This is a genomic window from Clostridioides mangenotii TR, from assembly GCF_000498755.1.
Taxonomy (GTDB): Bacteria; Bacillota; Clostridia; order Peptostreptococcales; family Peptostreptococcaceae; genus Metaclostridioides; species Metaclostridioides mangenotii_A.
The window spans coordinates 65098-78261 of record NZ_AXUS01000003.1 but is presented as its reverse complement, the minus strand read 5'-3'; the positions used below and the strand labels follow the sequence as shown (position 1 = coordinate 78261).

The 13164-nt window shown below is 31.8% G+C and carries 14 protein-coding genes; all 14 read left to right on the top strand.

The window, feature by feature from the left end; all coding sequences use genetic code 11:
* Positions 1–86: 86 nt before the first annotated feature.
* The 14 genes from hemW (at position 87) to hpf (ending at position 13060) form a co-directional block, all read left to right on the top strand.
* Positions 87–1208 (top strand): radical SAM family heme chaperone HemW, encoded by a 1122-nt coding sequence (gene hemW, locus T473_RS0102290; protein WP_024620448.1) that lies wholly within the window; start codon positions 87–89, stop codon positions 1206–1208.
* A 101-nt stretch (positions 1209–1309) separates the two neighbouring features.
* Entirely contained in the window at positions 1310–2329 is a 1020-nt protein-coding gene (gene hrcA, locus T473_RS0102285; RefSeq protein WP_024620447.1) for a heat-inducible transcriptional repressor HrcA, read from the top strand.
* Between the two features lie 29 nt (positions 2330–2358).
* Entirely contained in the window at positions 2359–2949 is a 591-nt protein-coding gene (grpE, locus tag T473_RS0102280) for a nucleotide exchange factor GrpE (RefSeq protein WP_024620446.1), read from the top strand.
* Between the two features lie 100 nt (positions 2950–3049).
* Positions 3050–4903, top strand: a complete 1854-nt coding sequence (gene dnaK, locus T473_RS0102275) for a molecular chaperone DnaK (RefSeq protein WP_024620445.1) — start codon at positions 3050–3052, stop codon at positions 4901–4903.
* Positions 4904–5078: 175 nt separating this feature from the next.
* Positions 5079–6233, top strand: coding sequence for a molecular chaperone DnaJ (dnaJ, locus tag T473_RS0102270; RefSeq protein ID WP_024620444.1), 1155 nt, complete (start codon positions 5079–5081; stop codon positions 6231–6233).
* 185 nt (positions 6234–6418) lie between these two features.
* The gene (locus T473_RS0102265; protein ID WP_024620443.1) at positions 6419–7354 is read left to right on the top strand and encodes an ROK family protein; all 936 of its coding nucleotides are present in this window, start codon (positions 6419–6421) and stop codon (positions 7352–7354) included.
* Between the two features lie 118 nt (positions 7355–7472).
* Positions 7473–8420, top strand: a complete 948-nt coding sequence (gene prmA, locus T473_RS0102260) for a 50S ribosomal protein L11 methyltransferase (RefSeq protein ID WP_024620442.1) — start codon at positions 7473–7475, stop codon at positions 8418–8420.
* A 26-nt stretch (positions 8421–8446) separates the two neighbouring features.
* Positions 8447–9199 carry an RsmE family RNA methyltransferase gene (locus tag T473_RS0102255; protein ID WP_024620441.1) on the top strand — a complete coding sequence of 251 codons (753 nt, stop codon included), beginning with the start codon at positions 8447–8449 and terminating at the stop codon, positions 9197–9199.
* Between the two features lies 1 nt (position 9200).
* On the top strand, positions 9201–10499 hold the full coding sequence (mtaB, locus tag T473_RS0102250) for a tRNA (N(6)-L-threonylcarbamoyladenosine(37)-C(2))-methylthiotransferase MtaB (RefSeq protein ID WP_024620440.1): 1299 nt from the start codon (positions 9201–9203) through the stop codon (positions 10497–10499).
* Between the two features lie 34 nt (positions 10500–10533).
* A complete protein-coding gene (locus tag T473_RS0102245; RefSeq protein WP_024620439.1) occupies positions 10534–10884 on the top strand; it encodes a histidine triad nucleotide-binding protein in 351 nt (116 codons plus the stop codon).
* A 184-nt stretch (positions 10885–11068) separates the two neighbouring features.
* Positions 11069–11248 (top strand): 30S ribosomal protein S21, encoded by a 180-nt coding sequence (gene rpsU / locus T473_RS0102240; RefSeq protein ID WP_024620438.1) that lies wholly within the window; start codon positions 11069–11071, stop codon positions 11246–11248.
* 26 nt (positions 11249–11274) lie between these two features.
* Positions 11275–11718, top strand: a complete 444-nt coding sequence (locus tag T473_RS0102235) for a GatB/YqeY domain-containing protein (RefSeq protein WP_024620437.1) — start codon at positions 11275–11277, stop codon at positions 11716–11718.
* Between the two features lie 110 nt (positions 11719–11828).
* Positions 11829–12326, top strand: coding sequence for a TspO/MBR family protein (locus tag T473_RS0102230; RefSeq protein WP_024620436.1), 498 nt, complete (start codon positions 11829–11831; stop codon positions 12324–12326).
* Between the two features lie 176 nt (positions 12327–12502).
* Positions 12503–13060 (top strand): ribosome hibernation-promoting factor, HPF/YfiA family, encoded by a 558-nt coding sequence (hpf, locus tag T473_RS0102225; RefSeq protein ID WP_024620435.1) that lies wholly within the window; start codon positions 12503–12505, stop codon positions 13058–13060.
* Positions 13061–13164 lie beyond the last annotated feature (104 nt).

Sequence of the window (13164 nt, the reverse complement as noted above, 5' to 3'; positions counted from 1 at the left end):
TATAATAATAGTTGAGGTTATTTAAATTTTAATATAAATAATATTTTTATTAATATAAACCAATAAACAAAGAAAGAAGGTAAACTATGTTAATGTTATACATACACATACCGTTCTGCATAAAAAAGTGCAACTACTGTGACTTTAACTCATACAACCTGGACCTAACTCAAAAGAAGAGATACCTAGAAGATCTAATAAAAGAAATGCAGATGCACAAGACAAAAGAAGAGATCTCAAGCGTATTTATCGGAGGAGGAACACCTAGTATATTAACGACACAAGAGTTAGGAGAACTATTTAAACATATAAAAGAAAACTTTGAAATAAACAAAGACGCAGAAATAACCGTTGAATGTAATCCAGGGACATTAACACTGGACAAGTTAAAGACAATGAAGGAAATAGGAGTAAACAGACTTAGCATAGGTTTGCAAGCTGTTCAGGAGAAACACTTAAAATATGTAGGAAGAATTCATACATATGAAGAATTTCTAAAAAACTACAATGATGCAATAAGCGTAGGGTTTAAAAATATAAACGTAGACCTAATGTACAACCTACCAAATCAAACTACTGAAGATTGGATAGAAACATTAGAAATAGTTGGAAAACTAGAACCGAAACATATATCCGCATATTCACTAATTCTAGAAGAAGGAACAGAACTTTATTCAATGTACGAGCAAAGCAAGTTTGAACTAAATGACGAGGATACTGATATTGAGATGTATAGATACACTATCGACTTCTTAAAAACAAAAGGATATCATCAGTACGAAATATCAAACTACTCAAAAGAAGGGTATGAGTGTGAACACAATATAGGATACTGGAGATGCGACCATTATATAGGGATTGGTGCAGGAGCATCTGGATATTTAGAAGATAATAGATATAATAATGTAGAATCTTTAGAAGAATATCATAATATGGTTACAGATGGCAAAAAACCTATTGTGAATAATGAGGAATTATCTGTAAAAGATAGTATAGAAGAAAAAATATTTATGGGACTTCGTATGAATGAAGGTATAAAATACGAAGACTTTAAAAAACAATTTAATATAGATTTTGCGAACGTATATTCTGAACAAATAAAAGTATTGTCAAAAAGAAAATTAATTAAAGAAAGTAAGGTAGGTATTGAATTGACACAAAAAGGGCGTGAAATTTCGAATAGTGTGTTTGTAGAGTTTATTAATTAATATAAAATAGTTGACAAAAAAAACTATAAATGATATATAATATATATAATCTTTTTAGCACTCGAAGCTAGTGAGTGCTAACAGCTAGGGAGGTAACAAAGATGGATTTAAATGATAGAAAACTTAATATCCTCAAAGCTATTGTTAAAGATTATATAGAAACAGCAGAGGCTGTAGGCTCTAGAAGTCTATCAAAACGATATGATTTAGGTATCAGTGCTGCGACTATTAGAAACGAAATGGCTGATCTTGAGGAACAGGGATATCTTATTCAACCTCACACGTCTGCTGGAAGAGTGCCTTCAGAGAAGGCATATAAATTGTATGTAAATTCACTTATGAGCAAGAGTGAACTCAAAGAAAATGACAAAACACTAATTAAACAGTGTATGGAGCATAATGTTAGCCATATAAAAGAGTTGATACATGAGACATCTAAGTTACTATCTACACTTACTAATTATACGACGATAGCTGTGACAAGCAGCGCGCCTAAGCTGAGTGTTATAAGACATATTCAATTGGTATCAATGGATGACAACAACATTTTGCTTATAGTTGTGACTGATAGAGGCGAGATCAAAAAAGCTAGCCTAACTACAACAATGTATTTAGATCAATCTAAACTGAATTTGATATCAGATAACCTTACAAAAAAATTAGTAGGTAAAGGTATTGAGGATTTAGATGATTCACTTATAAACTACATTAAGTACGAGATAAGTGATTACTCGGCTCTTATTGATAAATTACTACATGTTTTAAATTCTAACATGTCAGATGAGGATTTTTCATTATCGTTAAACGGGGCTACTAATATATTTAATTATCCAGAATTCAGCGATATACTAAAAGCTAAATCATTTCTTAATATGATTGAGGAAAAAGATAATTTAGCTACTATGATAAAATCGTCGGGTATTAAAAAGGATAACCTAAATATAATAATAGGAAGTGACAATGATTTTGAAATGGCGAAGGATTGCAGTATTATAACTGCAACATATAATGTAGACAATGATTTAGTAGGAAAAATAAGTTTTATAGGTCCTACTAGAATGGATTACGCTAAAATTTACTCAATAATAAATTATATGAGTATTTTAATTGATAAAAGGTAAATAAATATGGAGTTGAGAGGTGTAATGTCTTGGATAACAAAAAACAGCAACAAGATGAGGAAGTATTAGAAAAAGACGATTTGGTAGACACTGAGTCGAAAGATTCATCAACTGATAATGACACAGCCCAAAATGAAGAAACTGTTGAGGGTGATAATGTTACTGATATAAATTCAAAACTTGATGAAAAAAAATTACAAGATGAATTAGATGAATTAAATGATAAGTATCAACGTCTTCAAGCTGAATATGCTAACTACAGAAGGAGAACTCAAGAAGAAAAAGATTCTCTTGCATTATTTGCAAATGAAAAGATCATGACTGAGCTTATTCCAGTTGTAGATAGTATGGAAAGAGCATTAGAAGCTTGTGAAGATAAAGAAGATAGCATGTACAAAGGTATAGATTTAGTACACAAACAATTAATAGATACTTTATCTAAACTTGGACTTGAACATATAGAAGCACTAGAGCAAGAATTTGATCCAAATTATCACTTAGCTGTAATGCAAGAAAGTGTTGAAGGGGTAGAGCCAAATAAGGTTGTAATGGAACTTCAAAAAGGATACAAATTAGGAAATAAAGTTATAAGGGCTTCAATGGTAAAAGTTTCTTGCTAATATAATAAACTAATTAAATTTAAAACATAAAAATAATATTAAAAAATTAAAAAGATAATTCGATTAACAAATATACGAGTATTTAAGGAGGATTTTAATAATGGCAAAAATTATAGGTATAGACTTAGGGACAACAAACTCTTGTGTTGCAGTATTAGAGGGTGGAGAAGCACAGATCATAGAAAATAGCGAAGGTATGAGAACAACTCCTTCAGTAGTTGCTTTTACTAAAGAAGGAGAAAGAATAGTAGGGGAGCCTGCTAAAAGACAAGCAGTAACAAATGCAGATAAAACAATAACTTCAATCAAAACTCATATGGGTACTGATTTTAAAGTTGATATTGATGGTAAAAATTTCACACCACAAGAAATATCGGCTATAATACTTCAAAAATTAAAAGCTGATGCTGAGAGTTACTTAGGAGACAAAGTTACTGAGGCAGTTATAACTGTTCCAGCTTACTTTACAGACGCACAAAGACAAGCAACTAAAGACGCTGGTAGAATAGCAGGTCTTGAAGTAAAAAGAATCATTAATGAGCCAACAGCAGCAGCGCTTGCTTACGGAATGGATAAATTAGACCAAGAGAAAAAAATATTAGTATTCGATTTAGGTGGAGGTACTTTTGATATATCTGTACTTGAAATAGGTGACGGTACTTTCGAGGTTTTAGCTACAGCAGGAAACAACAGACTTGGTGGGGACGATTTCGACAAATTAGTTATAGATTACTTAGCAGAACAATTCAAGAGCGCTGAAGGCGTTGATTTAAGAACTGACAAAATGGCTCTTCAAAGATTAAAAGAAGCAGCTGAGAAAGCTAAAAAAGAATTATCTTCAACTATGAGCACAAATATAAACTTACCATTTATAACAGCTACAGCTGAAGGACCAAAACATTTAAACTTAGACTTAACAAGAGCTAAATTTGAAGAATTAACAGCAGGATTAGTTGAAAATACTATGGAACCAACTAAGAGAGCTTTAAAAGACGCTGGACTTTCTACAAGTGATATAGACGATGTATTACTAGTTGGTGGTTCTACAAGAATACCAGCTGTACAAGATGCAGTTAAGAAATTCATAGGAAAAGATCCTCATAAAGGAATTAACCCAGATGAGTGTGTTGCAGCAGGAGCTTCTATACAAGCAGGAGTTTTAGCTGGGGATGTTAAAGACTTATTATTACTAGATGTTACTCCTTTATCATTAGGTATAGAAACAATGGGTAATGTAATGACTAAGATAATAGAAAGAAATACTACAATACCAACTAAGAAATCACAAGTATTCTCAACTGCAGCAGATAACCAAACAGCTGTTGATATACATGTACTTCAAGGTGAAAGAAGTATGTCTTATGACAATTCAACTTTAGGAAGATTCCAATTAACTGATATACCACCAGCTCAAAGAGGAATTCCTCAAATAGAAGTTACTTTCGATATCGATGCTAACGGTATAGTTAATGTAAATGCTAAAGATTTAGGAACTGGAAAAGAACAAAAAATAACTATAACTTCAAATACTAACTTATCTGAAGAAGAAATAGAGAAAAAAGTTAAAGAAGCTGAAATGAATGCAGAAGCGGATAAACTTAAAAAAGATAAAATAGAAGCAGTTAACCAAGCTGACTCAACAATATATCAAACTGAAAAAACACTAAAAGAAGTAGAAGAAAAAATAAACGCAGATGATAAAGCTGATATAGAAAAAGCTATAGAAGACTTAAAAGCTATAAAAGACAAAGAAGATGCTACAGCAGAAGAAATAAAAACTGCAGTAGATGAAGTAATGAATAAATTCCAAAAAGTATCTCAAGAAATATACCAACAAGCAGCTCAGGAGCAACAAGCTCAAGGAGGAGCTGAAGGATCTTCTGAGTCAAATGAAGGTCCAAAGGACGATAATGTTGTAGATGCTGACTTTACAGAAGTTGATGAAGATAAATAAAATCAACTATAATATAAATTTAATATAAATCTATAATCAATATAGATAGACAAGACATAAAGTAGATAATATAATAGATCTATAAGTGTAAAGTCTAATATTTTAAAAAGAATTACAATAGCTTGTAGCAGTTTTCTACAAGCTATTGTTTTGTAGGACTAAGGTGGTGTGTAAATTGAGTACTAAGAGAGACTATTATGATATCTTGGGTGTGGGGAAAAGCGCTGATGCTCAAGAGATTAAAAAAGCATATAGAAAATTAGCGATGAAATACCATCCAGATAGAAATCCGGATGATAAAGAAGCAGAAGAAAAATTTAAAGAGATAAGTGAAGCATACGAAGTACTATCAGATGAATCTAAAAGAAGCACTTACGATCAATTTGGTCATGACGGTTTAAATGGTCAAGGTGGATTCGGCGGAGGAGGCTTTGGCGGTGGTCAAGGTTTCGGAGGCTTTGAAGATATATTTGGCGACATGTTTGGAGATATATTCGGAGGTGGCGGAGGCTACGGCGGACGTCAAAGAAGAGGTCCTCAAAGAGGAGCAGACATAAGACAGGGCGTAAGTATTTCATTTGAAGAGTCTGCATTTGGTAAGAAAACTTCAATTAAAGTAAATAGAAGTGAAGAATGTGATGCGTGTGGTGGTAGTGGTGCAAAACCAGGAACATCTAAAAAGACATGTCCAACATGTGATGGAGCAGGTCAAGTTAGAAGCGTTCAAAGAACACCATTTGGAAATATAGCTAGTACAAGAACATGTAGCACATGTAATGGTGCAGGTGAAGTAATAGATTCTCCTTGTACTAAGTGTAAGGGTTCTGGAAAAGTAAGAAAAACAAAGACTATAGAAGTTGATATACCAGCAGGTATAGATGATGGTCAAATGATAAAATTAAGTGGTCAAGGTGAAGTTGGTGAAAAAGGTGCCCCAAGAGGAGATCTTTATATACTTGTTTCAGTAAAACCACATGACTTATTCACTAGAGAAGGAAATGATATTTATTTCGAAATGCCAATAACATTTGTTCAAGCGGCATTAGGAGATGAGATAGAGGTTCCTACACTTGATGGTAAAGTTAAGTACACAATACCTGAAGGAACTCAAACAGGAACAGTATTTAGACTTAAAGACAAAGGTATACCTAAATTAAGAGGAAACTCTAGAGGTGACCAGTACGTAAAAGTTATAGTAGAAGTTCCAACTAAATTAAACGATACACAGAAAGATCTTCTTAAACAATTTGCTTTAGAATGTGGAAGCAATGTGCATGAAAAGAAGAGGAGTTTCGGGCAAAAGATAGAGGATATGTTTAAAAAAAAGTAAAAAAGTGCTTTGGAAAAAGCAGATGTCTCAGAAGTGATGTTTAATCGCTTCTGAGATTTTTATTTAGGTGATTAATCTTTTAAATATAAGTTGGATTTAGTATAATTAATACCTTGTATAAAAATAATTTGAGTTTACATAATAATATGGGGCTTTTTTATATAAAATATTGATGAGGAGATCGTATGTATAATTTAGGCATAGATATAGGGGGCACTAATTTAAGAGCTGGTATAGTAAATAAAAATGGAACAATATTAACTCGAATCGATAAGAAAATTGACCGAGATAAAAATGTAGAAAAAATAGTTTTCGATATTAGAATATTGATAAATAGCTTGTTAAAACAAGTAAATATGTCTAATGATAATTTGAAATCTATAGGAATAGGTATACCAGGTATTGTAAAGAAAAATGGTTTGGTTAATTGTATAAACCTCGGATGGGAGAATATTGATTTTATAGGTAAACTAAAAGAAAAAATGCCATTACTAGATTTTAATGTTGAAAATGACGCAACTTCTGCGGCTTTAGGAGAGGCAATCTATGGAAGTATGAAAGGAAAATCAATAGCAGTAATGTACACTATTGGTACAGGTATAGGTGGTGGAGTAATCATAGATAAAAAGATTTACTCTGGCAGTCATAATAGAGGTTCTGAAATAGGCCATATAGTAGTTGGAGAGAGTTTTTATGAGTGTAACTGTGGAAATAACGGGTGTCTTGAGACATTTTGCTCTGCCACTGCAATTATAGAATTCGTAAAGAAAAATATATATGAAGGATATAAAACTTCTATATATGATATTGTGGATGGAGATCTAGATAAAATAAATGCCGAGATAATATTTGATGAGTACAGAAAAAATGACGATTTATCAATAGAGACGGTAAAAAGATTTATAAAGTATCTTGGAATTGGAATAGCTGGAGTTGTAAATACATTGGACCCAGATATTATTTCAATTGGCGGAGGTGTTTCTAGATCGAGCGATGTATTTTTACCTGATTTAAGAGAAGAAGTTAGAAAGCATATCATGTATAAAGACGAAGAATTTTGTGATATTGTCTGTGCAACATTAGGATCAGATGCTGGAATAATAGGAGCTGCTTATTTGTAATTGCTTTTCTATAAAGTGGAATATAAAATAGACATTTACGAATACTAATATTAAAAAATAAGGATCTATTTGTGTTATAATGAAGAATAGTAGAAAACTATAAAAGGACGGGTATCTTATGAAAAATTGGATTGAAATTGATATAAAAACAACAACAGAGGCTGTAGAAGCTGTTACAAATATACTATACGAAACAGGAGCAAATGGATCTATAATAGAAGATCCAAAGGATTTTTTATTTCAAGAGCATAATCCACTTGATTGGGATTATGTAGACGAGGGCTTATTATCTAAAGGGCATGAAGAAGATGTAATTGTAAAGACATACATATCTGAAGAAAAAAATGTTACCGAATTTGTAGAGATCATAAGACAGAGGATTTCAGGGTTGAAAGATTTTGGAATAGATATTGGCAAAGGAACTATAGACCTAGGTAATGTAAATGAAGAAGACTGGGCAAATAATTGGAAAGCTTACTATAAACCTACGAAAATAGGTGATAAAGTTGTGGTTAAACCTACATGGGAAGAGTACACTCCTAATGAAGGCGATTTAATCATAGAGCTTGATCCAGGTATGGCTTTCGGTACTGGAACTCATGAGACTACAAGTATGTGTATAAATGAGTTAGAAAAGTACGTATCAAAGGATTCAACAGTATTTGATATAGGATGTGGGAGTGGAATACTAGCTATAGCTGCGGCTAAATTAGGTGCAAAGGATGTAGTTGCTGTTGATTTAGATGAGGTTGCCGTAACTGTATCTAAAGAAAATGTAGCGAATAACAATGTAGAAGATAGTATAAAAGTTCTTTACGGAAACCTTACAGCAGTAGTTGATGGAAAAGCTGACATAGTTGTTGCAAATATAATTGCGGACATAATAAAAATACTTGCGAAAGACGTAAGTAATTTTATGAAAGATGACGCAGTGTTTATTTCATCGGGAATAATACTTGCAAAAGTAGATGAAGTAAAAGAGTGCTTAGAGAATAGTGGATTTGAAATATTAAACGTAAATAGACAGGGTGAGTGGGCTGCGATTGTCTGCAAAATGAATAACTAAGTATTTATAATAAGTAGGAGATTAATATGGATAGATTCTTTGTGAATAAAGATTATATAAATTTAGAAGATAATACTTGTATTATGACAGGCGATGATGTAAAACATATTTCAAAAGTCTTGAGAGCTAGAGTTGGCGACCAGGTAGAAATTTGTGATAAAGAAAAAAGCGAGTATGTATGCGAGATTGAAGATATATCTAAAGATGAGGTATGCCTTAATATACTGGAGAAGTTAAATGTAAATAGAGAGCCAGATGTAAAAGTTAGACTTTATCAAGGGTTACCTAAGGGTACTAAGATGGAGATGATACTTCAAAAATTAACTGAGGTAGGAGTAGATGAAATAATATTAGTGCAAAATAAAAGAAGTGTAGTGAAATTTGATAATAAAAAAGAAGATAAAAAACTTGAGCGTTGGGAACGTATAATATATGAAGCTGCAAAACAAAGCAAAAGAGGAAAGATTCCTAAACTTAGAGGAGTTTTGAGTTTTAAAGAAGCTCTTGAAGATATGAAAGGTAATGACATGAATATATGTCCTTATGAGAATGAAAAAACAGTGTCTATTAAGGACTCAATCAAGGGTAAAGATATAAATACTATCGGGATATTTGTAGGGCCTGAGGGCGGATTTGACGAAGGTGAAATAGAAAAAATTCAAGCAATAGATTCACAGGTAGTTTCTCTCGGGCCAAGAATCTTGAGGACTGAAACTGCGTCTGTAGTAGCGACATCTATCGTATTATACGAGCTTAGTGATTTGGGAGGAGAAGTGTAAATTGAAAAAGGTAGCATTTTATACTTTAGGGTGTAAAGTAAATCAGTATGAAACAGAGGCAATGCTTGAAATGTTTGAAAAAGATGGATACGAACATGTAAATAGCGAAGATTACGCCGATGTTTATGTTATAAATACATGTACTGTTACTCATATGAGTGACCGTAAATCACGTCAATATATTAGAAGAGTGAAAAAAGTAAATCCAGATGCCCTTATTGCGGTTGTTGGGTGTTATTCTCAAGTATCTCCTGAGGAGATTTTAGATATTGACGAAGTTAACTTAGTAATGGGTACTAATGAAAGAAGAAATATAGTTGAAGAGATTAAAAATCTAGATTTATCTAAAAAAATAAGCACAGTTGACGATATTATGAAAATCAAAGAGTTTGAAGAGATAGAGATAAGTCAAACCAATGATAAGACTAGAGCTTTTATGAAGATACAAGATGGATGCGATAGATACTGTTCTTACTGTATAATACCTTATGCAAGAGGTAGAGTTAGAAGTAGAGATATAAGAAGTGTAGTTGATGAAGCCGAAAACCTAGTTAAAAATGGATACAAAGAAGTTGTTTTGACGGGGATTCACGTTGCATCATATGGAAAAGATTTAAAAGAAGATCAGTTGACTCTTTTAGATGTAATAAAAAAACTTAGTCAGATTGATGGACTTGAGAGAATTAGACTTAGCTCAGTTGAACCGATTTTATTTACCGATGAGTTTGTAAATGAGATATCTACAAATAAAAAGCTTTGTCCGCACTACCATTTATCACTTCAAAGTGGATGTGATGAAACATTAAATAGAATGAATAGAAGATATACTACAAAAGAGTATAAAGAGATAGTAGATAGACTTAGAGACGCTATCCCAAATGTAGCTATAACTACAGACATTATAGTAGGATTTCCAGGAGAGACAGATGAGGAGTTTACAAGTACTTATAATTTTTTGAAAGAAATAGAGCTTACACAAATGCACGTGTTTAAATACTCAATAAGAAAAGGAACTCCAGCTGCAACAATGGGAGATCAAGTGGACCCCCAAATAAAGCACGACCGAAGTGAAAAACTAATAAAAATGAGTAGTAAAAACTTTGCTAAATTTGCATCGAGATTTATTGGAAAAGAGTTAGAAGTATTATTTGAGAAAAATGTAAAAGATGATGTTTATGAAGGATTAACAACAAATTACATCAGAGTCTATGCTAAAAGTGACACCGATATACAAGGTTTAGTAAAAAAAGTGAAAATTATTGACGTAAAAGATAATTTTATAGAAGGAAGTTTGGTATAATATGTAGAAATACATTAAAAAGGGAGGTGTTGAGATGAATTGTCTATTTTGTAAAATAGTAGATGGAGAGATTCCTTCGACAAAAGTTTATGAAGACGATAAAGTGATAGCCTTTAACGATATAAACCCAGTTGCCCCATACCATATACTGGTTGTTCCAAAAGTTCACTACGATAGCATAACTGATATTTCTGAAAAAGAAATGGATATAGTTGCACACATTCATGTGGTAATAAATAAAATAGCTAGTGAATTAGGTTTTGATAAAAAAGGATTTAGAATAATAAACAATTGTGGGGACGATGGAGGCCAAGAAGTAAAACACCTTCACTATCATGTATTAGCAGGAAAGAAACTACCTCTTTATGAAGCCGAAGCTAAGTAAAACAAGAAGCGATGGCTATACAAGAGAATTATTTGATAATTTAAGTTTCTTCTTGATAAAAATACTTGATAAAAGTAAAATTTTAGTTTATAATAAACAAGGTGTTAGGTTGTAATACAGATTATGCAGAATAACAAAAGTTACAGTCCCAGCATAATTGCGCTATTGGAGGGAGGGAAAAAGAATGTCAGAAGTAAGAGTTAGAGAGAATGAATCACTTGACAGTGCTCTAAGAAGATTTAAGCGTCAGTGTGCAATGTCTGGCATAATGTCAGAGGTTAGAAAAAGAGAACATTACGATAAGCCTAGTGTTAAGCGTAAAAAGAAAGCTGAAGCTGCTAGAAGAAAAAACACAAAGAAATAGTAAATAATAACAAAGAGGTGAGGGGAATGTCCCTTAAACAAAAGTTACAAGAAGATCTAAAATCTTCAATGAAAAACAAAGATACAGTTAGAAAATCTGTTGTAACTCTAATTAGAGCTTCTATTAAGCAATATGAAGTCGACAATCGTGTAGAACTTGATGACGATGCTATTATTGATATAGTTGCTAAGCAAATGAAACAACGTCGAGATTCACTAGTTGAATTCAAAAAAGCTGAAAGAGAAGATTTGGTAGAGGAAACAGAAGCTGAAATCGAAGTTTTAAAAGAGTACCTACCTCAGCAATTAAGCGAAGAAGAAATAGAAGATATCGTTAAAGCTTCTATATCTGAAGTAGGAGCAACTTCTATGAAGGATATGGGAAAAATAATGTCAGTTATTCAACCTAAAATAAAAGGAAGAGCAGACGGCAAACTTGTGAACGAATTGGTTAAAAAAAACCTACAATAGATCATAACAGCCTAGAGAGAAATCTCTAGGCTTTTTAGATTTTTTAGAATAATAAATGCTTTACTGTGCATATCTATAATCAAAGAAAAATTTGAAAGAAGGGGAAAAATTTGATTATATCAGTAAAGGAAATTAGAAATTTTTTGATAAACGTAGCTATACCATTGGTGATTGGATATTTAAGCAGTGTTATTGTCAAAATAATCAGTGGATCGGATATGCAGACACTATACGCAGCTCTTATAAAGCCGAGCTTCGCACCTCCTGGATTTATCTTTCCTGTAGTATGGACAATTCTATATATTTTAATAGGGACATCATCGTATTTGATTTTGAGAAAAGGCAATAACGTTCCAAGAGTTGTAGATGCTATGTATTATTATGGACTTCAATTAGGTCTTAACTTCGCATGGAGTATACTTTTCTTTGGATTTGGACTTAGATTTACAGCTATGATTTGTATATTGCTATTAATTGCTGTAGTCGTAATAATGATAATGAAGTTTTCTAGAATAAATAAAAAGGCTGGTTATCTTAATTTAGTTCAATTGGTTTGGCTTGTTTATGTAGGGTTTATAAACTATTTTATATGGTTAATTAATAGCTAAATTGTGTACATATATCGAAATTATCCCTTCAATTTCATAATATCATAATGATAAAAAAATAAACAGTCTATTTAAAGAATGTTTTATGAAGTATAATTATATTAATTTAGAAGGAAGTATAAAAAACTTTCTAAATTGATTATAAAATGTAGCAAAGCTTGAAGGGAGAGGTTTTTATGCAAATAAAAGTATCTGCATTACAAATGAAAATGACTGATGGAATCAAAGGATACATAGAAGAAAAATTGAGTAAGTTTGAAAAATACCTTAGTCCTGAATCAGAAGTTAAAGTAAAAGTAAGTGCTAAAAAAGAGAGGCAAAAAGTTGAAGTAACAATAAATTCAGTTGGTGGTCAAATAGTTAGAGCTGAAGATGTTGAAGAAGATTTATATGCAGCAATTGATATTGTTTGCGATAAGCTAAATAGACAAATAGTTAAATTTAAAAATAAAGTTAGAGACAAACAGTTTAATGGTGAGAGTATAAGATTTGAGAATTTAGAATTCTCAAATGAGAGTGAAGACTATGATGAAGATTACGAAGACCAAGAAAATAATATAGTTATAGAGAGAAGAAAGAAATTTGATATGAAGCCTATGAGCCCAGAGGAAGCTATACTTCAGATGGAGTTAGTTGGACATAATTTTTATATATTCACAAACCAAGATACATTTGAGATAAATGTAGTTTATAAAAGAAAATATAATGGATATGGTTTGATAGAACAAGAGTAGTTAGGATGTTTGATTTGTTCTAAAATTTACTAAAAAATAGAGATTAAATCAATGAATAAATGAAATAAAAATTAAATAGAAATATTGAAAATGCTAAACGTTTG

Bases quoted from the DNA above. Each gene is read 5' to 3' on its own strand.
- T473_RS0102255 (WP_024620441.1), top strand. From the start codon at position 8,447: ATGGATAGATTCTTTGTGAATAAAGATTATATAAATTTAGAAGATAAT.
- prmA (WP_024620442.1), top strand. From the start codon at position 7,473: ATGAAAAATTGGATTGAAATTGATATAAAAACAACAACAGAGGCTGTA.
- T473_RS0102265 (WP_024620443.1), top strand. From the start codon at position 6,419: ATGTATAATTTAGGCATAGATATAGGGGGCACTAATTTAAGAGCTGGT.
- hrcA (WP_024620447.1), top strand. From the start codon at position 1,310: ATGGATTTAAATGATAGAAAACTTAATATCCTCAAAGCTATTGTTAAA.
- dnaK (WP_024620445.1), top strand. From the start codon at position 3,050: ATGGCAAAAATTATAGGTATAGACTTAGGGACAACAAACTCTTGTGTT.
- rpsU (WP_024620438.1), top strand. From the start codon at position 11,069: ATGTCAGAAGTAAGAGTTAGAGAGAATGAATCACTTGACAGTGCTCTA.
- T473_RS0102245 (WP_024620439.1), top strand. From the start codon at position 10,534: ATGAATTGTCTATTTTGTAAAATAGTAGATGGAGAGATTCCTTCGACA.
- hpf (WP_024620435.1), top strand. From the start codon at position 12,503: ATGCAAATAAAAGTATCTGCATTACAAATGAAAATGACTGATGGAATC.
- hemW (WP_024620448.1), top strand. From the start codon at position 87: ATGTTAATGTTATACATACACATACCGTTCTGCATAAAAAAGTGCAAC.
- T473_RS0102235 (WP_024620437.1), top strand. From the start codon at position 11,275: ATGTCCCTTAAACAAAAGTTACAAGAAGATCTAAAATCTTCAATGAAA.